Origin of the sequence: Veillonella parvula (assembly GCF_001553335.1) — a bacterium.
Classification (GTDB): Bacteria; Bacillota; Negativicutes; order Veillonellales; family Veillonellaceae; genus Veillonella; species Veillonella parvula_S.
This window is the reverse complement of the sequence record NZ_KQ960806.1, coordinates 53,785-78,414: the sequence shown is the minus strand read 5'-3', so window position 1 is coordinate 78,414 and position 24,630 is coordinate 53,785. Positions and strand designations below refer to the sequence as shown.

The 24,630-nt window shown below is 35.3% G+C and carries 23 protein-coding genes; 2 read left to right on the top strand and 21 right to left on the bottom strand.

All coding sequences use genetic code 11. The annotated features are described in order from the left end of the window. Position 1: 1 nt before the first annotated feature. The 7 genes from HMPREF1865_RS08140 to HMPREF1865_RS08110 all read right to left on the bottom strand — a co-directional run bounded on the left by HMPREF1865_RS08140 (position 2) and on the right by HMPREF1865_RS08110 (position 8,037). Positions 2-1,291 carry a homoserine dehydrogenase gene (locus tag HMPREF1865_RS08140; protein ID WP_004695772.1) on the bottom strand — a complete coding sequence of 430 codons (1,290 nt, stop codon included), beginning with the start codon at positions 1,289-1,291 and terminating at the stop codon, positions 2-4. Between the two features lie 24 nt (positions 1,292-1,315). Then, positions 1,316-1,765, bottom strand: a complete 450-nt coding sequence (locus HMPREF1865_RS08135) for an ACT domain-containing protein (protein WP_004695770.1) — start codon at positions 1,763-1,765, stop codon at positions 1,316-1,318. A gap of 13 nt (positions 1,766-1,778) precedes the next feature. Next, a complete protein-coding gene (locus HMPREF1865_RS08130; RefSeq protein WP_004695768.1) occupies positions 1,779-2,771 on the bottom strand; it encodes a lysylphosphatidylglycerol synthase transmembrane domain-containing protein in 993 nt (330 codons plus the stop codon). Beyond that, complete coding sequence (locus tag HMPREF1865_RS08125; RefSeq protein WP_004695765.1) at positions 2,768-3,622, bottom strand: ChbG/HpnK family deacetylase; 855 nt, start codon at positions 3,620-3,622, stop codon at positions 2,768-2,770. Before HMPREF1865_RS08125 ends, HMPREF1865_RS08130 begins: the two co-directional genes overlap by 4 nt. Before the next feature lie 159 nt (positions 3,623-3,781). Beyond that, entirely contained in the window at positions 3,782-4,576 is a 795-nt protein-coding gene (locus HMPREF1865_RS08120) for a TrmH family RNA methyltransferase (RefSeq protein ID WP_060919786.1), read from the bottom strand. Position 4,577: 1 nt separating this feature from the next. Then, positions 4,578-6,323, bottom strand: coding sequence for an ABC transporter ATP-binding protein (locus HMPREF1865_RS08115; protein WP_060919785.1), 1,746 nt, complete (start codon positions 6,321-6,323; stop codon positions 4,578-4,580). Beyond that, complete coding sequence (locus HMPREF1865_RS08110; RefSeq protein WP_060919784.1) at positions 6,310-8,037, bottom strand: ABC transporter ATP-binding protein; 1,728 nt, start codon at positions 8,035-8,037, stop codon at positions 6,310-6,312. Before HMPREF1865_RS08110 ends, HMPREF1865_RS08115 begins: the two co-directional genes overlap by 14 nt. Positions 8,038-8,444: 407 nt before the next feature. On the opposite strand from HMPREF1865_RS08110, the gene tpx reads away from it, so the two are divergent. After that, a complete protein-coding gene (gene tpx / locus HMPREF1865_RS08105) occupies positions 8,445-8,960 on the top strand; it encodes a thiol peroxidase (RefSeq protein ID WP_004695758.1) in 516 nt (171 codons plus the stop codon). Positions 8,961-9,070: 110 nt separating this feature from the next. After that, complete coding sequence (locus HMPREF1865_RS08100; protein ID WP_004695756.1) at positions 9,071-9,466, top strand: phosphate-starvation-inducible protein PsiE; 396 nt, start codon at positions 9,071-9,073, stop codon at positions 9,464-9,466. A 105-nt stretch (positions 9,467-9,571) separates the two neighbouring features. Here the strand turns inward: HMPREF1865_RS08100 and HMPREF1865_RS08095 are convergent, their stop codons facing one another. The 14 genes from HMPREF1865_RS08095 to lepA form a co-directional block, all read right to left on the bottom strand. Beyond that, positions 9,572-11,476: a type I glutamate--ammonia ligase gene (locus tag HMPREF1865_RS08095; RefSeq protein ID WP_004695754.1), complete on the bottom strand. Its 1,905-nt coding sequence runs from the start codon at positions 11,474-11,476 to the stop codon at positions 9,572-9,574. A 236-nt stretch (positions 11,477-11,712) separates the two neighbouring features. Beyond that, positions 11,713-12,156 carry a GatB/YqeY domain-containing protein gene (locus HMPREF1865_RS08090; protein WP_004695753.1) on the bottom strand — a complete coding sequence of 148 codons (444 nt, stop codon included), beginning with the start codon at positions 12,154-12,156 and terminating at the stop codon, positions 11,713-11,715. 82 nt (positions 12,157-12,238) lie between these two features. Continuing rightward, on the bottom strand, positions 12,239-12,418 hold the full coding sequence (gene rpsU, locus HMPREF1865_RS08085; RefSeq protein WP_004695751.1) for a 30S ribosomal protein S21: 180 nt from the start codon (positions 12,416-12,418) through the stop codon (positions 12,239-12,241). A 157-nt stretch (positions 12,419-12,575) separates the two neighbouring features. Further along, on the bottom strand, positions 12,576-12,920 hold the full coding sequence (locus HMPREF1865_RS08080; RefSeq protein ID WP_004695748.1) for a histidine triad nucleotide-binding protein: 345 nt from the start codon (positions 12,918-12,920) through the stop codon (positions 12,576-12,578). Positions 12,921-12,931: 11 nt separating this feature from the next. Next, positions 12,932-14,227 (bottom strand): tRNA (N(6)-L-threonylcarbamoyladenosine(37)-C(2))-methylthiotransferase MtaB, encoded by a 1,296-nt coding sequence (mtaB, locus tag HMPREF1865_RS08075; RefSeq protein ID WP_060919783.1) that lies wholly within the window; start codon positions 14,225-14,227, stop codon positions 12,932-12,934. 24 nt (positions 14,228-14,251) lie between these two features. Beyond that, positions 14,252-14,983 (bottom strand): RsmE family RNA methyltransferase, encoded by a 732-nt coding sequence (locus HMPREF1865_RS08070; protein WP_060919782.1) that lies wholly within the window; start codon positions 14,981-14,983, stop codon positions 14,252-14,254. Further along, on the bottom strand, positions 14,980-15,843 hold the full coding sequence (locus HMPREF1865_RS08065; protein WP_021148129.1) for a 50S ribosomal protein L11 methyltransferase: 864 nt from the start codon (positions 15,841-15,843) through the stop codon (positions 14,980-14,982). Before HMPREF1865_RS08065 ends, HMPREF1865_RS08070 begins: the two co-directional genes overlap by 4 nt. A gap of 55 nt (positions 15,844-15,898) precedes the next feature. Next, complete coding sequence (gene dnaJ / locus HMPREF1865_RS08060; RefSeq protein ID WP_004695739.1) at positions 15,899-17,056, bottom strand: molecular chaperone DnaJ; 1,158 nt, start codon at positions 17,054-17,056, stop codon at positions 15,899-15,901. Positions 17,057-17,072: 16 nt separating this feature from the next. Next, the gene (gene dnaK / locus HMPREF1865_RS08055) at positions 17,073-18,914 is read right to left on the bottom strand and encodes a molecular chaperone DnaK (RefSeq protein ID WP_060919781.1); all 1,842 of its coding nucleotides are present in this window, start codon (positions 18,912-18,914) and stop codon (positions 17,073-17,075) included. 27 nt (positions 18,915-18,941) lie between these two features. Further along, positions 18,942-19,487, bottom strand: a complete 546-nt coding sequence (gene grpE / locus HMPREF1865_RS08050; protein WP_060919780.1) for a nucleotide exchange factor GrpE — start codon at positions 19,485-19,487, stop codon at positions 18,942-18,944. Further along, complete coding sequence (hrcA, locus tag HMPREF1865_RS08045; protein ID WP_021148127.1) at positions 19,487-20,515, bottom strand: heat-inducible transcriptional repressor HrcA; 1,029 nt, start codon at positions 20,513-20,515, stop codon at positions 19,487-19,489. The genes grpE and hrcA overlap by 1 nt, the downstream gene beginning before the upstream one ends. 407 nt (positions 20,516-20,922) lie before the next feature. Next, a complete protein-coding gene (locus tag HMPREF1865_RS08040; RefSeq protein WP_060919779.1) occupies positions 20,923-21,525 on the bottom strand; it encodes a nitrite/sulfite reductase domain-containing protein in 603 nt (200 codons plus the stop codon). Between the two features lie 81 nt (positions 21,526-21,606). Beyond that, the gene (hemW, locus tag HMPREF1865_RS08035) at positions 21,607-22,791 is read right to left on the bottom strand and encodes a radical SAM family heme chaperone HemW (protein ID WP_060919778.1); all 1,185 of its coding nucleotides are present in this window, start codon (positions 22,789-22,791) and stop codon (positions 21,607-21,609) included. Positions 22,792-22,795: 4 nt separating this feature from the next. Next, positions 22,796-24,595 (bottom strand): translation elongation factor 4, encoded by a 1,800-nt coding sequence (gene lepA / locus HMPREF1865_RS08030; RefSeq protein WP_004695729.1) that lies wholly within the window; start codon positions 24,593-24,595, stop codon positions 22,796-22,798. Between the last annotated feature and the right edge of the window lie 35 nt (positions 24,596-24,630).

The window sequence follows — 24,630 nt, the reverse complement described above, 5'->3', positions numbered from 1 at the left end:
ATTAAGCTTCCATAATACGAATAACACTATTAACAGCCTTAACGGAGCGCAAGCTATTAAAAGAGTCTATAAGATTTAAAATATAAGATCTTGGGCATTTAGATGTAACAATGGCAAGAACTGCAGTTTCTGGATCCATATTTCGTTGAACGATGGATAAAACAGAAATTTTTTGTTCTGCTAATTTTGCAGAGATTTTTGCTAGAACACCTGTTTTATTATCCACTGCTAAACGCAAGTAGTAGCTAGATTGGATTTTACCTGGAGAATAAATATCTTTTTGATCATAATAGAACGGTTTCAAGCGCCCTGTTTCATTATAAGAGACATTCTTTGCCACTTCCATTATGTCAGATACTACAGAACTACCTGTCGGTAAGCTACCTGCACCACGACCATATAGCATGACATCATCGATACCATTGCCCTTAACATAAATTGCATTGTAGGATCCTCGAACAGATGCTAATGGATGTGTCGTAGGAATAAATGCAGGATATACATTTAAAGATAATCCTTGAGCAGTTTCTTTAGCAATACCTAATAATTTAATATTGTAACCAAACTCTTTCCCAAATTTTATATCTTCAGTATCAATACAAGTAATACCTTCTACAGTTACATCTTCAAAGAAAATACGACGGTTAAAGCTAATAGATGCAAGGATTGCCAATTTACGAGCTGCATCAAGGCCTTCTACATCAGCTGTAGGATCTGCCTCTGCATATCCTAAATCTTGTGCTTCTTTTAATACATCTTGGTAGCTTAAACCTTCTTCAGACATTTTAGTCAAAATAAAGTTTGTAGTACCATTCATAATACCAATGATTTCAGTAATACGATTACCGGCTAACGATTCATATAATGTGCGGATTATAGGAATACCACCTAGAACAGATGCTTCAAAACGTAGATCTACCCCATTTTTACTCGCTAAGTCTAATAAGTATGGACCAGCTTCTGCTAATAAGTCTTTATTGGCAGTTACCACATTCTTCTTAGCTTTTAAAGCTCCTTCTACGCAATCCTTAGCAAAGCTTGTACCACCCATCAATTCCACTACCATTTGGATGGAATCGTCTTTTAACACTTCATCAATATCAGTTACATATTTAGCTGTTTCTGGTAATGTAATATGACTATATTTTTCTGGATTTCGTACATAAATTTTTGAAATTTCAACATTGACACCTGTACGATTTTTAATTAATTCAGCATTGTCTTGCAATAAGTTAAAAGTACCTTGTGCAACAGTACCAAAACCTAATAAAGCAATTTTTATAGTGGTCATAATCGTCCTACTCTCTTAATTAGCCTATGCTTGGCCTAAAATTTCTACCTTGATAATACCCTTCATAGAGCGAATATCTAGCAATAAATCTTCTAATGAACCTTGTAAATCCTTGGTTTCAAAAGAAATGCTACTATTCGCAATGCCTTGTAATGGAATATCTTGATTAATCGTTAAAATACTACCGTTACGTTCAGCAATGGCTTTCAAAACGCTTGATAACATACCAGATTCATTTGACATAGAAACATAAATACTAACAATTTTCCCTTGAGCAATTTCAAAAAATGGAAAAACATAATCCTTGTATTTATAATACGCAGATCGACTTAAATCCATTTTTTCAACTGCTTCGTTAATTGTTTTAACCTCACCTAGTTTTAGAATTTCTTTTACTTTTATCGTCTTTTTTATAGCCTCTGGTAAAATATCTTCTTGAACCAGATAAAATTTATCTTTTTTTGGTTTAGACATAGAGCACACTCCCTTATTGTTCTCTTGAAGTTTCTTGGGCAACGAATTGTCGTCCATATAATGTTAATACTGCATACATACCGATGAAGAATGGCATATATTCAGCCACAACACGCCATCCTACAGCGATGATGCCCACTGTTCCATTAGGTACAAAGGCACTAAATAATACTACAAATAGACCTTCTGCAATGCCTGTTCCCCCTGGGGTTGGTGCAAAATACAAAATAAGATTTAATAAAATCATGCGATCTAAAATATCGATAATAGGAATATCTGGTGTGAAAGCATACATTAAAGCGGGTGCAATACAATATAAGCATAATAAACTCAAACCAGATTCAATAAAAACTATTAAAGATTGGACAGGTTGTTTATAAAGTAAACCAAGACCTTGATTTAATGTTTCTAATTTAGAAAGCCAATCTTTAGTGTTATGTGCTTTAAATCGTTGTGCTAGATTATAGACAAATTGACGCATATATTTAGTCTGTAATATATAAGTTCCCACTAAGGCCGCTATAACAGCAAGCACGGCAAAAATCAAAAGCATATCACGAGAGATATATGGAATTTCAATAGCATCTCGTAAGAATACTAATGGCAGCATAATGACCAAAAACATAATGGAAAATACGGTACGTATTAATACAATCGGTGTACCTTTAGATATAGGTACGCCATAACTTCTCAACACCAGTACTTGCGCGACAGCACCCCCGCTAGCTCCAGGTGTCAACATAGCCATAAAATAATTACTAAAAATAACTCGTAGCACTGCTCGTATCGATAACTTGTAACCACCAATTTTTACGAGCCTTTGAAGTCGTAATCCATCAAAATACATACCTGCTACTAAAGCAACTACAGCTAATAATAAGGAAATACTATTAAAAGATGATATGGCTTTCAATGCATCTAAATCAATAGTATAGTAAATGATACCAATTGATACAGCCAACAACAAGAGAAACATAAAGATGCCTCTCTTCATCATTTTACTCATACCAAGTCTCCATAATTAATGAGCTCTATATCATGTTGACTTATATATAATCGCGTATGACTGGAACAGAGTGCTTGCAACTCATCTTCCCAATGATAACCCCAATTATAAAGCTTACTAAGAATACTACTATTACTACCTGGGTGAACCATCAATTCATGGGTACCAGAATGTTTATTTACCGCTTTTAGGATACCCATTAGAGATTTCTGATTTATATGGCCTCCATTTACCATGCCCCAAAAATATTGGGTTGTAGTCATACAATTATTTCGTATGATTGGTCGCGCATTAGCCGCAACCGTTGATAAACCAACTTTACCAAGAAATCGAATTGGGGAATACATATAATTCATAAAACCAGTAGACTCATCGGGTATACGTATAGCATGTATACCAAAGGATTTTGCCTGTTCAATCACAATTGGCAATACCGTTGGTAGAACATGCATATGTTGATGTCCATCAATATGAGTTACCCTTAAGCCGGTATCCATTATTTGAGCTATTTGTCCATGAATCTCTTTACGTAATTCACTATAATTGATTTTGCCAGAGTAAATACGTTTAATAAATTCTACATAGTTCTCTGGAAATACACCTTCTGGTGTGAGAAGTGATGAAACTTCTGATGGATCACATACTGGTTTCACCCCACCTACCAAGGTAATATGAATACCAATGCCCAACTTAGGGTTTTGTTTTGCCATACTTACGGCTTCTGTAAAAGCTTCTCCTCCTGCCATTAAAGAGGTACTGGTAATAATACCCCTACGATGACCATCAATAATACCAGCATTAACTGCACTATGAAGGCCAAAATCGTCTGCATTTACAATTAATTTGGACATAGTTATCTTCCTTTTCATGAAAAAAAGGGAGAACTTTGTTCTCCCACAAAGGATATATGTTATTGTACCAAATACACAACTAAAAAATCAATACAAAAGCCCTCTACTTGTATACTAGTAGAGGACTTTTTATAAGGTCATAAATTTTTATCATATATACTAAGGCATCAATTGTTCTTGTACTTTATACATACATAATGCAGCAGCTACGCTTACATTTAAGGATTCCATATCACCATACATAGGAATCATAATACGATTTGTACATAGATTCATAACCTCTGGTGTTACGCCATTCCCTTCGTTTCCTAATACTAGCATAGTTCGCTTAGCATAACGTACAGTATGATAAGGATTGGAATGTTCTAAAGCAGTTACATAGGTAGTCATATTAGACTCAGTTACCATATCATGTAACAGAGATAAGGTAATATCCTCATATAAAGGTATTTTATGTAAGGCGCTCATAGTACTGCGCACTGTCTTGTCATTAAAAGGGTCCACAGTTCCTTTCATCAAAAATATACCTTTTACACCTGCTGCAACTGCTGTACGAATAATGGTACCTAGATTACCGGGATCTTGAACACCATCTAAAGTAATATATAGACCATCCACAATAGAAATTGATTCAATATCATATGTAGGCTTCGATACAATAGCAACTACACCTTGTCCATTTACGGTATTATCTACTTTATCAAACACTGGATCTTGTGCAATATATTTAGGTACAGATTGAACAGTGTCTAAGTCTAATAAATCTAATATATTTTTATCTTGCGCTTTAGATTCACGTATAACAATTGTTTTTACTGCACCCATAGCTGCAATATCTCGAATAGAGCGAATGCCTTCAACAATGTACTCTCCATTTTTTTGGCGATTTTTACGCTGCCCTAATGAGATAATTCGCTTAATAGTTTTATTATCTTTAGATTGGATACATTCCATACTAACTCCCACTGTGTTGATTATTCCATAGATTATAAAAGGCCCCTTTTAAGTTAATGAGTTCATCAAAAGATCCTTTTTCTATTATTTTACCATATTCCATATACACTATTTTATTGGCATCTTCCACTGTTGAAAGACGATGAGCAATACTTACGATTGTTTTACTACCTCGAATACTTTCAATACTTGCTTGAATTTGTTTCTCCGTATGACTATCGATATTAGCCGTTGCTTCATCTAGCAATAGAATAGGTGTTTTTTTAATCAAGGTACGGCCAAAAGCCAATAATTGTTTTTGTCCATCAGATAATAAGGAGCCTAAATAACCAACCGGTGTATCATACCCTTCCGGAAGTTGTTCAATCATAGCATCCAAATTAACTTGTTTTGCTGCATTGACAATTTCCTCATTGGATATTGATGTATCAAAAAGTGTTAAGTTATCTCTAATGGAGCCCTTAAATAGATAAGCTTGCTGAAAAACATACCCCATTAAATGACGAAGTACAGAACTGTCATATTTAGCAATATTTATGCCGTTAATATAGATTGCCCCTCTTGTTGGTTTGTAGACTCCCATCAACAATGATAAAAGTGTTGATTTACCACTACCAGAGGGACCTACAATCCCTATGAATTCTCCAGCCTTAATATTTAATGTAAAGTCTTCTAGCGCATAAATATCGTTATTATTATAGGAAAACCACACATGCTCAAATTCAATGGTCTCTATATGTTTAATTTCATCAGGAACTTCATCAGCCATCTGACGCTCTTCTTCCTCTAATAAGGGAACTAATCTTTCAGCACCAGCTAATGCACTTTGTAGTGAGTTATATTTATCTGCAATTTCCTTTAATGGTTGGAAGAATCGGTCCATATATTGGATAAAGGCAAATACTGTACCAGCGTCAGCTACAGAGTCTATTAAATTTGTAGTTGTAAAAATAACAATTAACGCAACAAAGAATAGACCATCTACGAGTGGTCTAAAAATAGAAAATGTAGTAACTTCAAAAAGACCTGCTTCTAAGAAACCTTTATTAACAGTATTATAACGTTCCTCAATGGCTTTTTCGCCACCATAGGATTTTACGATTACAATATAATTTAACAGTTCCTTGATACTCGCATTAGATGCAGCTACAGAGCGTCTTACCTGACGAAATGCTTTACGGGAAAACTTTTGAAACACCCAAATAATTCCACCCATTATAGGTAATAAAATTGTCATGATAATAGCTAGGGGTACATTAATAGCATACATAAATCCTAATATACCAATAATCATCAAACCGCTACTAGCTAAATTCAAAATTACATCTGTATATAATGTACGTAATGACTCTACATCATTAGTGATGCGAGTTACCCAATTACCGATTGGCAACTTATAGAATTCATCATGTGGTTTATTAAGAATCTTTTTAAAGACAATACTACGAATATTATAAATTATTTTTTGACCAAAACTTTTTAAAAAGTAATTCTCTACAAAAATAAATAAAACACTACCAATTATAGTAAGTCCATACATTAGAGCATAGTATTCAATAACAGCGATATCATTAGTGGCAAAGCCAAGATCGATGACTTGCTTTGTTATATACGGTCGTAAAAGTAATAATACTAAATTTCCTGCTAGCGCAACCGTTGCTAATAATAGAATACCTAAATAAGGCTTGATGTAGGCAGTTATATAGGAAAATAGAGCCCAGTCATTTCTTAGATTACGCTTCTTCATGATGGGCCTCTCCTTTCTGCGCTTCATATAAGGTGCGGTATAAACCATTGTTAGCTAATAATTCTTTATGAGTACCTTCTTCTACGATACGCCCCTCATCGAATACTAGAATTTTATCTGCTTTCTCTACAACCTCTAATCGCTGTGAAATACATAAAATTGTTTGTTCTTTTACATTATGTAATGTATTTAAAATAGTTGTAACTGTTACTGCATCTAAAGCAGAAAAACAATCATCTAGCAATAAATATGGTGCATTTTTATAAAAGCCGCGAGCCATATTGATTCGCTGCTTTTGTCCACCTGATAAATCATGACCTTCTTCAGCGAGCTCATGTAAATCATCATTTAACAAATCGCCTAAATCTCTATATAAGTCTGCCTTTTGTGCCGCAACCTCTACAGTTTCATGCATAGGTAAAATTTTACCAAATTTAATATTATCTGCAATGGTCGTACTTAAAAGGTAAGATTGTGTTGGCACATAAGCAATTGAGTTTCTAAGTTTTGATAAAGAAACAGCAGCTAAATCTTGATTACCAAAATAAATGGACTGTTTCGGACATTCTTGTAATCCAATAAGCAATTTAAACAATGTACTTTTACCAGAACCAGGTTTGCCAACCAAACCAATAAAAGAACCTTTCGGTATTGTCGTTGTCACTTGAGATAATGCATGCCCTTTAGAGTTTTCATAATTAAAATCTAAGTATCGAATGTGAATATCTTCAAGTGGCAATACCTCATCCGTATCATCTATTGTTTCAATGGGCAAATGCAAGAAATCCATGATACGATCTAAAGAAGCAAGACCTTTTTGTACAATAGAAATAAGGCCCCCAAAGCCTATTAAAGGCCCTACAATTAACATTATAAAAGAATTGATTGTAACAAATTCGCCTATAGTCATTTTACCTTCTACAGCTAAATGTCCACAAATAAAAATACTAATACTGATACAGATAAAGGGTGCAATCCTTGTTAACGGTGTTAATATTGCATCTAGTAGTGCAACATCCATATTCTTCTTATAATTAAGTTTATTTATTTTTTCAAAAGAATTAGATATAATGCTTTCACGATTAAAAGCGCGAATAACATCCATTCCTTGAAATAGCTCTTGTCCAAACTCTGTTAAATCGCTATAAGTAGCTTGTGCGCTACGTTGTTTAGTACGTAGCTTTCTGCCTAGTACAAATATAGCCACAATAATTAAGAATACAGGTGTCATAATTTTAAAAGCTAATACAGTATTAATCTTTTGAATTAATATTATGGAGCCCATAACGGAGTAGAAAATAATATCCACTACAATCATTACACCTAGACCAAGGGCAACACGTAACGATGTTACATCGTTAGTCATGAGCGCCATAACCTTACCAGGTCCATTAGCCTCATAGTACGTTGTTTTTACTTGTAATGCTTTACTACACAAAATCTCACGAAAAAGAAACTCCATGCGACGAATAGATCCTAATAGGGTTCTACGTGAAATAACTTTCAAAATAGTGATAATAATAAATAATAAAATAAAATAATAAATATAAGTAACTAAACCTTCCTTATTATTGCTCAATGTATCTATAGCATTGCCAATGAATTGAGGAACAAATAAAAAAGCCACATCAATTGCCATCAACATAGTTAAGCCAATGACATAGATCCAGCCTTCACGCCGGAAAAACTGCATAAATAAATCTATTGGTTTCATAGGACCTCTCTAATATATTCTATTAAGTCTAATTAAAATCATTGCCTATATAATCATTAGTATTATTATATTGTAATTGAATTTGAATCAATACTGTAAAAGCTAAATCAACAAACTTTATTATGTTAACTTTACTCTTTATAGTATACACATTTTTTATAATACATTAATACACCTATATGTATAATAGTTAGATTAAATATTTTTATCACAGCAGCAGTTGTATTTCAACAATATAAGTTAAATGACCTCTTTAAATTTTAATGGTAATCAATCTTAAAGTTTTTTCTAAATTAATACTATATCGAATTTTTTAGTTTACTTATAGTAATGTAAATGTTATACTATGCATATAAAGAAATTTTATCTTACATAATTAGAATTAAAACTCTTAGGAGGAATAAAACATGGAAAAACGTACTGGCGTAGTAACATTTGCAGGTGGCCCTATCACATTAGTTGGCCCAGAAATTAAAGTAGGTCAACAAGCTCCAGACTTCACTGTATTGAGCAATGACTTGCAAGCTAAAACTTTAAAAGACTTCGAAGGTAAAGTAAAAGTTATCTCCGTTGTTCCTTCCCTTGATACAGGTGTTTGTGATGCTCAAACTCGTTGGTTCAACCAAGATGCAACAGCACTTTCCGAAGATGTAGTCGTATTGACAATTTCTATGGACTTACCATTCGCTCAAAAACGTTGGTGTGGTGCTGCAGGCGTAGATAAAGTTGTTACTTTGTCTGACCACAAAGATGCTTCCTTCGGTGAAAACTATGGTTTCTTGATTGAAGAGCTTCGTCTTTTAACTCGTGGCGTTGTAGTAATCAACAAAGATAACAAAGTAACTTATGTTGAATATGTACCTGAAGTAACTCAAGCAGTTAACTTCGATGCTGCATTAGAAGCTATTAAAGCTGATATCTAATTCGTAGATATTCATTTGATTATAGTACAATGTAATCGAAAAAGACCGTACGGTGTACGGTCTTTTTTATGTAGTATAATATTTAGATTTTTATTGTAGGTGAATTATATATGTGGATTCGTATTTCTAAACTATTATTAACGATAAAAAATATAGCCCTTGTAGGCGTTGGTATTGCACTTTGTATTGCACTTATTAATACATTGATTAGTCTTGTCTATGTTACGTGGGCGAATATTCAAGGTTATAGTACATACTCTTTATTGATTGAAGAACTAATTACCTTCTTTCTATACTTTGAGTTTATTGCACTCATCGTTAAATACTTTAAAAATAACTTCCACTTTCCACTTAACTTCTTTTTATACATTGGCATAACTGCAATTGTAAGACTTCTAATTATCAATCATGAATCATCATTTGATAATTTAATTTGGTCTGTTGCAATTTTTGTACTTGTATGTAGCTTAGTATTAGTAGAAAAATTTATTGGACATAACGAATAAAATTTAAATCGTTTTGTTTGAATATATCTAATTTATTTAGATATATTTAAATGAAAAATGGCCTCTACCGTAGTAGAGGCCATTTTTATTAATAAATTGATTTTATTAGAAGATATTTTTAGCGTAGTTAGCGTATTTAGCTTCTAATTCTTCCATTTTATCATTCATTTCGATTTGTAATTGGGATGCTAAATCATATTCACCATCATTAAGTGCATCAATTAAACGAGTGAATAAGGATTTACGATCATCACTATCTTTAGCAAGGTAGAAACGTAAGTCATTAACTTCTGCAAAGCGTTTATCATCTACACTATTTCGGCTGTCAGTATGAATTGCAACCATGCTACGAACTGTATCCAAATTGTTTGGGATTAAGCGGTTAGCCAATACTAGTTTCCAGCGTTTAAGAATGGAGGCAATAAAGGAGTCCATTAAATCTTTAGCAAATGCATTGCCTTGAGCCAATGTTTCTACTAATTCAGGATTATTTTGGTAACCCTTTATGTTTTCCCATACAGTAGCTGGAGCAACACCAAACATTTGATTACGTTCTTCTTGTGTGAAATCATCAAACACATCTTTTTCAGTACGGTATGCACGATTTGTAGCAAGATAATCAGATGTTTCACCTACTTCTTTGGAAAGCTCTGCTTCCAATTGAGCTTGTGTTTTACCAGATGTAATGGCATATTTCATACCATCAAATGCAGAAATAAAGATCAACGCTAAAGCAGTATATGTATTGGTGTAAGGATTTGGAGAACGCAATTCATAACGTGTCGCCATAGGATTATCGATATCTCGAATTAAACCGCAAAGGATTGTACGGTTACGGCTAGGTTCAGATGGATCAGTACCTAAAGATGTAACAATACATACTGGCGCTTCAAACCCAGGTTTTAAACGGTTTAAAGAATCTGTTGTAGAGCTGATGAATGGATTAATGGCTTCATAGTGTTTTAAAAGTCCCATAATTGCACCAATGCCTAAAGAGCTAGCAGATTCTTTACGCATATCTTCTGGGCTAAATAAGTTAACAACTTTACCAGATTTTAATTTAGCCATAACACCAAAATGAGTATGTTCACCAGAACCAGCTACACCAATTATTGGTTTTGCATTAAATGTTACATCAAGACCATTTTCACGGAATACTTCACGAACAATGATACGAGCTTGTAATTCATTATCTGCTGTTTGTAATGGATTATTTGAGAATTTCCAGTCGATTTCTAATTGTTCTAATACAACGGCTTCATGACCATCTTCATCAAGTTTAGCTTTAACGCCACCTACTTCTTTATGACCCATTTCAGCAACCATACCATATCTATCAAGACGTTCAACAGCTTGTTCTAATGCAGTGCGAACTGTACCATGAGTACGTTGCCAGTATTGTTCTTGTAATTTTTGGGATACGGATAATTCTTTTTTGGTAACTGTTCTAGATGGAGTTTTTACCCAGAATTCTAGTTCTGTTGCAGATGTGAAAATGATATCTACAACTTCATCAGCTTTCACATGCGGCATACCAGGTAAACCATGTTCTTTAATCAAAGCCAATAATTCAGCACGTACATAGTCGCAGCTGCGTTTTAAAATAGAACGAGAATCTACATAGCGATAGTTATGCATCAAGAATGCAGGAATACGAAGTGTACCAGTTGGTAATCCTGTAACAGGATCAATATTTTCGTAGTTGTAATCAACAAACCAGTTTACACTTGGATCGCCCCACATATCTACACGAGCATTATTTAATGTAGCAATATTTGTAAGTACTACAGAGGAACCATCTGTTTGAACAGCACGACCTTCAAAGAAAGATTCGTAGTCATCGAAGAATGCTGACATAGGAATCTTTTCATCAGTATCATTACCTGCTAAGTCAATACCTACAAGAGATACGAACTTGATTTCAGGATGTTGTTCTAATAATGCAAGAACGCCTTCTTTCCCATATTGACCCGCCGGAATGTAATATAATAATTCGTTAGTTGTCGACATATTTGTTCCTCCTAAAAGAAAAAGACTCCAACAAATAAATATATAAATCTATATATCTAAAGTGGAGTCTTCGTTGACCAATTATTTTATTGAGTTCATATTATCATATGTTGAAAATATATGTCAATAACTTTCTATAGAATTTCATTATTCTTTTAAAGTTACATCTAACACATCCAATACTATCAACTTTAATCAATAACTGTATATAGAATGGTCGTTGATATCACTATATATTATCCAAGTAATTCTTTAACAATATTATTGACAACCTTACCATCTGCACGCCCTTTTGTTTTTGGCATTACATGTTTCATAACATTGCCCATATTTACGTTATCACCACATGCAGCAATGGCTTCTTGTACAATTGTACGAATTTCATCTTCTTTCAATTGCTCTGGTAAGTATTTTTGCAATACAGCCATTTCTTCTTTTACATGACTAATTAAGTCCTCACGTCCCGCTTTTTCAAATTCTGTTAAGGAATCTTGACGAGTTTTCATTTCTTTAGCTAAAATGCCAAGAATGCCAGCATCATCTAGCTCAATTTTGTCATTGATTTCTGTATTTTTTATGGCACTATTGACCATACGAATTACAGATAACGCTGTTTTACCTTCTTCACGAGCTTTCATAGCTGCTTTCATATCTTCCTTTAATTGATCTTTTAAACTCATATTTCCTCCTTATGTATATAATAAAGAAACCCTAATTCTGGATTTCATAAAGCCATGAAAAGGCAGAATTAGGGTAATCATCTTATGCTCTGAATTTGCGTTTTCTTGCTGCTTCAGATTTTTTCTTTCTTTTTACGCTTGGTTTTTCATAGTGTTCGCGTTTTCTTACTTCAGACAAAACACCCGCTTTTTGGCAGGAGCGTTTGAATCGACGAAGAGCACTTTCAAGCGTTTCGTTTTTACCGACTTTGATTTCAGACATCTATATCCCTCCCTCCAAAAATAATCTCGGGAAGTGCTGATAATTTACATACGCACATATAATATTATATGTATAGGTATAGATGTTGTCAATATTTTCAAGTATATTTTATAGGTTTTTTAATGAGTATTATAAAAAGAATGCATAATACTCAAAATTAGGCTTCTGGCCAGCCCATCTCTTCTCCACCTAAAAGGTGTGCATGCATATGGAATACAGTTTGGCCTGCTTTTTCACCAGTATTAAAAATTAAACGATATCCATCTTTAGAGATACCAAGCTCTTTTGCTACATCACGAACAAATGGCAGTAACCCTTCAACATAATCTGCATTCTTTTCATTAAGATGTGCAATATTAGACACGTGATTTTTAGGTACGATTAATACATGAACTTTTTTTACAGGTTGAATATCATAAAAAGCATAGAATTTATCATTTTCTAACACTTTTTTAGACGGAATTTCACCATTGATAATTTTGCAAAAAATGCAGTCACTCATAATCTAACTCCTTACTCAATAATTAAATAATTATCTTCTAAACCTACAACAGTTCCACCAACGAGATCACCAATTTTACGTGTCCCATCAGACTTAACTTTACCATTTATATATTCATTTGTTAAGCCCATATAGTATCCATTCTCTTCCTTTTCGATGAGAATCTCACCATGCTTACCAATGCGAGATTTTGCGTATCGTTCATAACCAGATTGGCTAAGGCCATTTAAAAGTGCTACACGAGTCTTCTTAACAGCTTCTGGTACTTGATCCGCCATGGTGGCTGCAGGTGTACCCTCACGAATGGAGTATGGGAAGGCATGAATGTGCGTAAATCCAATTTCACGTACTGTATTCAATGTTTCTTCGAAGTCTTCATCAGTTTCTTGAGGGAAACCAGCAATAATATCAGTTGTAATTGATAAATCTTTAATACGAGAACGTAAACTTGTAATTAAATCTTTATATTCTTGTAATGTATAATGGCGTTTCATCAACTTTAATACATGATCAGAACCAGCTTGTAATGGTAAATGTAAATGAGGACAAACACGTTTATTGGTAGCCATTAATTCTACTAACTCATCAGAAACCTCTACGGATTCAATGGACCCGAAACGAATGCGGTATAAATTAGGAATCTCTAATAAAGCTTTTACCACATCAGCTAATGTTGGACGACCTGGTAATTCGACACCGTAATTACCCAAATGTATACCAGTTAATACGATTTCATGGAATCCATGATCTACTAAACGTTTTGCCTCTTGTACAATATCATCAACTTTACGAGATTTTAATTTTCCTCGAGTATAAGGAATGATACAAAAGGCGCAATAGTTATTACAACCTTCTTGAATTTTCATGAACGCACGAGCTTTGTCAGATTCATTACCATATAACGGCATTTCCTCGAAGTTAGATTCCTTCATGATATCCCGAACAGCATTAATTTGTCGTTCTGTAGATTCTAATTGCTCTACTAATTCAACAATTTTAGAGCGATTATTTGTACCAATAACGAGATTAACACCATCTATAGCGGCAATCGCATCTGGATCAAGCTGAGCATAACAACCAGTTACAATAACATAGGCATCTTCATTTTGACGCTTTGCCTTGCGGATTAATTGACGGGATTTCTTTTCCCCCATATTCGTTACAGAACAGGTATTAATTACATATATATCAGCTTTTTCATCGAAGTCTACCGCTTCGTAATTATTTTGTAAAAATAAACCTTTCATGGCATCTGTATCATATTGGTTTACGCGACACCCTAAGGTTGTAAAAGCAACGGTTTTCATTGCACCTCTCTATTCTTATTTAATTTATAATTCTAATTCATATCGAATCATCGCTAACGATCCAATAGCAGCAGTTTCAGCCCGTAAAATTGTATTTCCCAGCGATACTGATTTTCCACCATATTTTATAATAGCATTGATTTCCTTCTCTTGATAGCCCCCTTCAGGACCTATACAAATTAAAACATCAGTTACAGACTTATCGGAATGTAAAGTTTTAAGTACATCTTTGATAGTCTGCCCTGCTTCATTTTCATAGGCTACCAATTTCAACGCCTCAGATTCAATGTCTAATGCTTGTAAAAGCGTCTCTCCTACTACGAGTGTAGGCAAGTGATTTCGTCCACATTGTTGAGCTGCTTCTAGCATTATTTTTTCCCAACGATTTACTTTTGATTGAAGCTTTTTTTCATCATATTTAGCTACGCAGTTAGCTGTGGGCACAAGATAAATTGTATCCACATTTAACTCCGTCGCCTTTTGTAACACCCATTCTAGCTTTTCACCTTTTAATAATGATTGAACTAGAATAGTACGATACGATGCTAGATTTGCATCTACATATTCAATCAGTTTTGCTTGAGCTTTACCGTCTACTTCTTCTGTAATTTGATATGTACCACAACGATTGTCACTACCTGTTACAGTTATAGGCTTCTCAATATTATGGCGAAATACATGTAGTACATGATGGGTCACATCTTTCGGCAATTCTATTATTTCATCTAATGGTGTAGGAATAAAAATCTTTTTCATCGTTTTTCTAGCGCAAATGTATGCCAAGGTCCTGCAACGCGCTCCTCAATAATATGCCAATGAGCCTCAATATATGGCATGATTTCATCATAACGATCATCAATAATGCCACTAATAATCAAAATGCCCTTATCATCCAGTTTCTTACCAATTTGAGGTAATAGTATTTTAAGGGGATCTACTGTTAAATTAGCTAAAATTAATTGGGCAGTACTATTGAAATCACTATCCAAATTACCACAAATGATTTCAGCAGATACATGATTATTCTCACAGTTAATTCGAGCTTGATTTGCAGCATACTCTTCTATATCTATACCAACTAAATTTTTAATACCTAAATGGGCTGCTACTAATAAAAGAATACCTGTGCCAGTACCAATATCCAAACAAGTAGCTGTATCAAGATCCATAGATTCACTATAGGATTTTAATAACTCTGCACAAGTCCGTGTTGTCTCATGAGACCCGGTACCAAAGGAAATATCTGAATCGATTATAATAATAGTTTTATTATCTACATTATTGTATTCCTGCCATGCTGGTTTAATGACTAAGTTAGGTAAAATTTCTGTAGGTTCAATATACTGTTGCCAAGAGTTTAACCAAGTTGACTCATCAAGAATATGTGTATCTATCGATATAATTCCAATATTTGCTTCTGTAAGACGTTTTTTCAAATCAGACTTAATCATATCGTCATCTAGTGATGGATCACTGTACATAGACAATTTTATTAAATTAGGCTGATCTTCAACATCTTCTTCTATAATTCCATTGTCTGCATAATTGTCAAAAAGAGTAGTCACCTCATCGGTGGCTACTCTTTCACAGACAACGGATATTTCTATCCATTGCATATATGCTCCTTTATAGGGAATGTGATGGAACAAACCATTCCTTCACATGAGCTGTTCATTTCGTTAAACAGTCCTTGATTTTTTCAAAGAGACTTTTGCTCACTTGTAAGTTATTTACATCTTCATTACTTTCATTTGCAAAGCGTAACAATAGCTCACGTTGAGTGTCTGTCAACTTCTTAGGCGTTTGGACGGTTACCACAATGTGTTGATCACCCCTTTGGTTAGGGTTACGCAAATATGGAATACCTTTGCCCTTTACGCGGAATGCCGTTCCCGTTTGAGTACCTTCCGGAATCTTTAACTCTACTTTACCATCTAAGGTGTTAACTTGTATAGTCGCACCAAGAGCAGCTTGAGCAAAGCTAATATTTACACGGCTAATAACGTCATTACCATTTCGTTCAAATTCCTTGTGAGGACGAACAAAGATATATACATAGAGATCCCCTTTAGGACCGCCTAAAATACCAGGTTCCCCTTCATTAGCTACACGTAAACGAGATCCGCTATCTACACCAGCTGGAATCTTAATGGAAATCTTCCGTTTAGCCAACATTTCACCAGTACCACGGCATTTAGAGCAAGGTTTTTCAATGCTTTTACCCGTACCATGACAGCGGGAACAAGTGCGAACGGACTGCATACGTCCAAATGGAGTATTTTGAATAACCGCTTCTTGACCAGAACCATGACAGTTTGGACAAGTATCGACACGAGAGCCTGGTTCACCACCAGTACCATGACAGTGATCACATTCTTCATGACGATGCACTTCAATTTCCATAGATTTACCAAAGGCTGCATCTTCAAAGGAAATATCGATATCTTCACGCAAGTCATTACCTTTTTGAGGGCCTTGTTGTTGGCGTCCACCACCAAACATGCCACCAAAAATGTCGCCAAAGATATCACCAAAGCCTCCAGCTTGACCACCGAAACCGCCAAAGCCGCCTTGGAAACCACCGGCACCAGCGCCGCCTCCTTGTTTGAAGGCGTCGTGGCCGAATTGGTCATATTGAGCTTTTTTAGTTTCATCAGACAAGACTTCATAAGCTTCGTTAGCTTCTTTAAACTTTGCTTCCGCTTCCTTTGGATTATCTTTATTTACATCTGGGTGGTATTGGCGTGCCTTTTTACGGAAGGCTTTTTTGATTTCATCTTGAGAGGCATTTTTACTAACCCCTAGGATGTCATAATAATCTCGTGCCATTCGTTACCAACCCTTCTTATTTCTTGTCATCATCCACTACTGTGTAATCAGCATCAACAACATTGTCATCAGCTTTTGTTTGTTGTTGACCTTGTTCAGCACCGCCAGCTGCTTGTTGAGCTTGTTGAGCTGCTGCATACATTTGTTCTGCTAATTTATGTAATGGTTGTTCCAAAGCTTCACTATCTTTTTTGATATCTTCGATATTGCCAGCTTCGATAGATTTTTTCAATTTATCTTTCGCTTCTTCTACTTCTTTCATCAAAGAAGCGTCGCCTTTACCTTCAAGGTCTTTCAATGCTTTCTCAGCTTGATATACTAGGGAGTCCGCATTATTTTTAATATCTAATTCTTCTTTTCTAGCTTTATCTTCCGCTGCATGAGCTTCAGCTTCTTTAACCATGCGATCAATTTCTTCTTCTTTCAAGCCGCTAGAAGAAGTAATAGTAATCTTTTGTTCCTTTTGAGTACCTAAATCTTTAGCTTTTACATGTACGATACCATTAGCATCGATGTCAAATGTTACTTCGATTTGAGGAACCCCACGAGGAGCAGCTGGGATACCATCCAAGTTGAAACGACCCAATGTTTTATTATCTGCTGCGAACTCACGTTCACCTTGCAATACATGAATATCTACAGATGGTTGATTATCTGCTGCAGTGGAGAATACTTGAGATTTAGATGTAGGAATTGTAGTATTACGATCAATAATACGTGTGAATACACCGCCCATTGTTTCGATACCAAGAGACAATGGAGTTACGTCAAGTAACAATACGTCTTTTACTTCACCTACTAATACGCCACCTTGAATAGCAGCACCGATAGCTACACATTCATCAGGGTTAACGTTTTTTGTTGGTTCCTTACCCAATACTTTTTTAATAGCTTCTTGTACAGCTGGGATACGACTAGAACCACCAACTAACAATACTTTATCGATATCGGATGCAGATAAACCAGCATCGCTCATAGCTTTACGAGTAGGTTCAATAGTCGCTTGTACCAAATCAGCAGTTAATTCTTCAAATTTAGCACGAGTCAATGTTACATCCAAATGTTTAGGACCAGTAGCATCAGCTGTGATAAATGGCAAGTTAATATTTGTGCTAGCTACACCAGACAATTCAATTTTTGCTTTTTCAGCAGCTTCTTTTAAACGTTGATCAGCTAATTTATCATTAGACAAATCGATACCAGTTTCTTTTTTGAATTCTTCGATAAGGTAGTTCATAATGCGTTGGTCGAAGTCATCCCCACCAAGGTGGTTATTACCAGATGTTGCCAATACTTCAAATACACCATCGCCAAGTTCAAGGATAGATACGTCGAATGTACCACCACCAAGGTCAAATACAAGAACTTTACCATCTTCATCTTTATCTACACCATATGCAAGAGCAGCAGCTGTAGGTTCGTTAATGATACGAAGCACTTCAAGACCTGCAATAGCGCCAGCGTCTTTTGTAGCTTGACGTTGAGCATCTGTAAAGTATGCAGGAACTGTAATAACAGCTTGTTTTACAGGTTCGCCCAAGTAAGCTTCTGCATCAGCTTTGATTTTTTGAAGAATCATTGCAGAAATTTCTTGAGGAGTATAAGATTTACCTTCTACAGTTACTTTGTAGTCTGTACCCATGTGACGTTTAATAGAAATGATTGTATTTTCTGGGTTGGATACAGCTTGACGTTTAGCCAATTGACCAACTAAACGTTCTCCATTTTTTGCAAACCCAACAACGGAAGGAGTTGTACGTGCACCTTCTTGATTTGTAATAACCGTAGGTTCGCCGCCTTCCATAACAGCAACACAAGAGTTTGTTGTCCCTAAATCAATACCAATTACCTTTGCCATAATATATACCTCCTAAAACTTTATAATCTATTCAACAACTTTTACCATTGCTGGGCGTATACAACGACCATCAACAGTATAACCAGTTTGCAAAACTTCACACACCGTATCGGATTCATATTCATCTGACGGTACACGCATAATCGCTTGATGGAAATTTGGATCAAATGGTTGACCCATAGCTTCAATAACAGCTAAACCATGTTTAGATAACATAGCCATCAAATTTTGATGAATCATAATGAATCCATCGAGGAATACTTTTGCTTCCCCTTCTGCAGGACTTTGAACGGCCCATTCAAAGTTATCCAATACAGGAAGAAGGTCCGTTAATACATCCCCTTTTACATATCCAGCAAGTTGCTCTTTTTCCTGGTTAGTACGACGTTTGAAATTTTCAAAGTCCGCTTGTAACCGTTTATAGCGATTATCAAAGTCGGCTTTAAGTTCTTCTAACACTTGAGCAGCATCAGCCACAGCTTCTTCAGTTTTTTCAACAGTTGGTTCCTCTACATTCGTAGTATCCTCTGTTTCCTCCACTGTTTCTTGTTTAATGTCTTGTTCTTCAGCCATTATTTGCCCTTTCTGTTTTGTTCTTTTACCATAGTTTCCATTATATGTTTCATATGGGACAACATGCCGATGATACGTCCGTATTCCATCCGCGTTGGACCAAGAATAGCAAGAGTTCCGATAGGCTGATCTTGATTCGTAAAATCAGCTTGTACCACACTCATTGAATGTAGCGCTTCAGTTTCATTCTCAATACCAATCTTGACCTTAACAGGTGTTGGAGAATCATCTTTTAATAACTGTCCTAATTGATTTTGTTCTTCCACTAAAGAAAGCAAGGGTTGTACCTTCTCAACAGACTTAAACTCTGGTTGATTTAACAACTCTGTGGTACCTACCGAATAGAACAACTTACGTTTATTAATAGCTCGTAATAATGTCTCCGAAAGGATTAATAAAATTCCCTGCGGTCCTTCCATATGGACCAATATAGATCCTAAAGCCTCAGCCGTTACATGACCAATACTTACATTCTGTAGTGCATTGCTAAATTGTATGGCTAAACTTTGTAAAAGCTCTGGTGAAACACTTTCACCAAAGTACATCAACTCATTATCGAGTGCTCCTGTTTCAGTAATAACTACCATAATGGCTTGATGACTATCTAGCGGTAATACATGAATGTATTTGATTAGTGCTCTATCATGGGCTGGTGCTAAGAATAAACTCATGCTATGACTTACCTGTGAAAGTAGTTTAGCCATATTTAGAAAGAGTTCACTCGTTGATCCATTGGAACGTTTCCATAACATTTCAATTTTTTCAGCATCCTGTAATGGAACAGGTTGTCGACTCAGCATAGAATCAACATATAAGCGATAGCCCTTAGCTGAAGGAATACGTCCAGCCGATGTATGAGGTTGCTCTAAATAGCCTAATTCCTCTAAATCGGACATTTCGTTCCGCACCGTAGCAGGACTGATGCCAAGATCATAATTTTTAGCAATCGTTCGAGATCCTACAGGTTCTGCGGACTTAACATAGTCTTCAATTATGGCTCGCAAGATGCGCTGTTTTCTTTCATCCATAATGACACCTCTTGTTAGCACTCATTAACTTTGAGTGCTAATCGCATGTATAATATTACCATATTAAAAAAAATTGTCAAGCTAAAAAATGCCAAAAAAGTCAAATAATATCTATTTAGTCAAAAAGACAATTCAATATTTTTGATTAATTAGTCAAAAAATCAAAGTGCAACAATAAGAAAACACTTATACCATCTACGTTTATGTCATATCCCAAAATTTTAATATTAGAATATGTTGGTCTAATAAAATTTATATTATTAAAACCTGAAATAGTATAAGTGTTTATATTTGTAATAATTTTATTGTAATTCTGTTATTAATAGACTCTTAGTTAGAATACTTTTTGGGCCCTAACTATTTACAGACTAAAACCATAAATCAATAAGTACTAAAAATATAATAATTTATAGTTCTACACCTTCTAATGGATTACCAAGACGCTCTAACAGTTTCCCCATACGTTCACGAGGTTCACCATATTTAGCATACCAATCAATCAAAATATCTACAGCTTTTTTGGATTGCTCTACAGTAAGATGTCTAGCCAAAATTTTGCCAGCTTCTGGTCTCATGCCTGTATTACCACCAACAGCCAACATAAAACCTTGAGATGTGCCAATAAAAGCAATATCCTTTACCATCGCATCAGGGCAGTTACGTCCACATCCACTGATGCCAATTTTGCACTTGTGAGATGTTTTTCGGCCGTAATGTTTTCTCTCTACATAATCAGCCAATTCTTTAGTTTCCATTTGTCCATTTTTACAATGACCTTTACCTACACAGGCAATTAAAGAATTAACACCTCTATGAATAACAGTTGTCACGCCATCAGGCAATTCAGAAATAAACTGTTCCTTATCATCTTTTTCAATACCTGTAATTTGTATACCTGTTACAACATGACGGAAGGATCCGCCATATTTTTCAACAAGTTCTATGCATGCTTTCATTTGATCTAAAGTAAATTCATTATGTAAACCGTGTAATATTACAGATGTCTTCATCGCTCCTCCTAAAATCTAGCATGCTTATTCACCATCATCCTATTTATACTAACATATTAGATTTTGAGAAACTGTGAGAAATTACTCACGAATAAATTGACTAAATACATAGTTCCCATGCTTGGCACCTTCAGCGGTTAAATGATAACTTCCATTTTGATACTTTAATAAACCTTTACTAACTAAATCCTCTAAAGCAGTACCAAATAGATCATGAACAGATACGCCAAATTTATCTTCAAATTTTTGCTCATCAAGGCCCCATTTAGTGCGAAGAGCTAAAAAGCAAAAATCCTCTTGAGCTCGTTCTAAAGTAATCGTCTCCGTATCGATAGTAGGCATAATATATCTGTCAACAGATTGTATATAGGGCATTACATTACGATTATTACTACGGCGAACTCCGTCATAGAAGGAATGAGCACCAGCACCAAAGCCTAAATAATCTACATAGTGCCAATATTTTAAATTATGACGGCTATAGGAATTAGCCTTGGCGAAATTTGAAATCTCATATCGTTCAAAGCCTAGTTCTTTTAATCCGTCCATCATCATGTCATACATGGTTTCATCAATGTTTTCACTAGGAATAGAAATAAGGTTCTTTTGTACTAAATGATATAGATACGTTCCTACCTCAACTTGAAGTCCATACGTTGAAATATGATTAATCGGTAAGTCTTTTACAATATCTAAATTATGTTGAATATCCTCTAATGTTTGTCGTGGCAGACCATAAATCAAATCAATATTAATATCAGCAAAGCCCGCCTTTTTAGCATCATAAACGGCTTGTTTTGCCTGTTCCTCGTTGTGACTGCGATGAAGCATGGTAAGTGCCTTATCGTCAAATGTTTGAACACCAAAGCTAATACGATTAAAACCAAGCTTAACTAATTTCGTTAAATAATGTAAATTTACTTCCCCAGGATTCGATTCAATAGTCATATGACAATCGTCCGTAATTGTAAAAGTATTTTTGATTTTATCAAGAATCATCTGTAGTTGTTGAATCGATAATTCTGTAGGCGTACCTCCACCAAAATAAATTGTATCAATAGCTTTAGATGTAGACTCTGGATGTTCAGAGACCCATAAATCGATTTCTTGTACTAAAGCATATACATAGGTTTCGTAATAATCTTGTAAATTTTGATAAGCAGGAAAATCACAGTACATACATTTCTGTTTACAAAAAGGGATATGGACATACAGCCCCATATCCCTCAGTGTAGACAGATTCAGAATATCAGAATCTGTTTTCATTTTATTAGTCCTCAACCTTGAGAATCGCCATGAATGCTTCTTGTGGAATCTCTACGGAACCGACGGACTTCATGCGTTTCTTACCGGCTTTTTGTTTTTCAAGTAATTTACGCTTACGAGAAATATCTCCACCGTAACATTTTGCCAAAACATCCTTACGCCAAGCTTTTACAGTTTCACGAGCCACAATTTTTGTCCCTACCGCCGCTTGAATAGGAATTTCAAACATTTGACGAGGAATCAATTCTTTCAATTTCTCAGCTAATGCACGACCACGTGTAGCTGCACGGTCTTTGTGTACAATAATGGACAATGCATCCACAGGATCTCCATTTAAGAGAATATCCATCTTAACCATTGGAGATTGTTTATATCCAATCAATTCGTAGTCAAGGGATGCATAACCCTTTGTAGCGGATTTTAATTTATCAAAGTAATCATAAATGATTTCACTCAATGGCAAGTGATAAACGACAGATACTCGTGTTTCATCCAAATATTCCATAGATTGATATTCACCGCGTTTATCTTGGGACAACTCCATAATAGTACCAACAAAATCTTTAGGTACAATTGTTGTAGCCTTTACATAAGGCTCTTCGATATAGTCAATTTCCGTTGGAGGTGGTAATTTAGCAGGATTATCGACTTCGAGCATTTCCCCATTTGTTTTGTACACTTTGTAATTTACAGATGGAGCCGTCGTAATAAGGGTCAAATTATATTCACGTTCTAAACGTTCTTGAATTACGTCCATATGCAAAAGGCCGAGAAACCCACAACGGAAACCAAACCCCAATGCCAATGATGTTTCTGCTTCATATTCTAAGGCAGCATCATTAAGCTGTAACTTTTCTAATGCATCCCGAAGGTTTTCATAGTCTTTAGACTCTGTTGGGTAAAGGCCACAGTACACCATAGATACAGCCTTACGATAACCAGGCAATGGCTCAGTTGCAGGATTATTAGCTAATGTTACAGTATCGCCTACATGGCAATCTTTTACATTTTTGATGCTAGCTGCAATACAACCTACTGAGCCACATTGTAATTCTTGCACAGGTACAAGATTGGGAGTAAAAATACCGAGTTCTGTAACATCAAAGTCCTTTTTATCATGCATCATGCGAATTGTATCTTTTGCTTTTATAGACCCTTCTTTTACGCGGACATAAGCAATAGCACCTTTATACGCGTCAAAACGGCTATCAAAAATCAAAGCTCTTGTTGGCTCATCAGATTTATCTGGTGGTGCAGGAACTTTATTTACAATAGCTTCTAAAATATCAGGAATACCGATACCTGATTTGGCAGAGCATAATACAGCATCAGATGCGTCTAAACCAATAATATCTTCAATTTCTTGTTTAACGCGATCAGGATCTGCTGACGGCAAATCAATCTTGTTAATAACAGGAATGATTTCAAGATCATGTTCTAAAGCGAGATATACATTTGCCAACGTTTGTGCTTCCACACCTTGTGCCGCATCGACTACGAGTAATGCCCCTTCACAGGCTGCAAGAGAACGAGATACTTCATAGCTGAAATCGACGTGGCCTGGAGTATCGATGAGATTCAAAATATATTCTTCACCGTCTTGCGCTTTATACAAAATACGAACAGATTGCGCTTTAATAGTAATGCCGCGTTCACGTTCAAGGTCCATGGAGTCCAAAACTTGAGCCTCCATTTCACGTTTTTGTAATGTACCAGTATATTCAATTAATCTATCAGCGATGGTTGATTTACCATGGTCGATATGAGCTATAATACAGAAGTTTCGAATCTTTTTCGTTGACATACTATGTAAACAAGTTCAAAGAACTTGCATTCTCC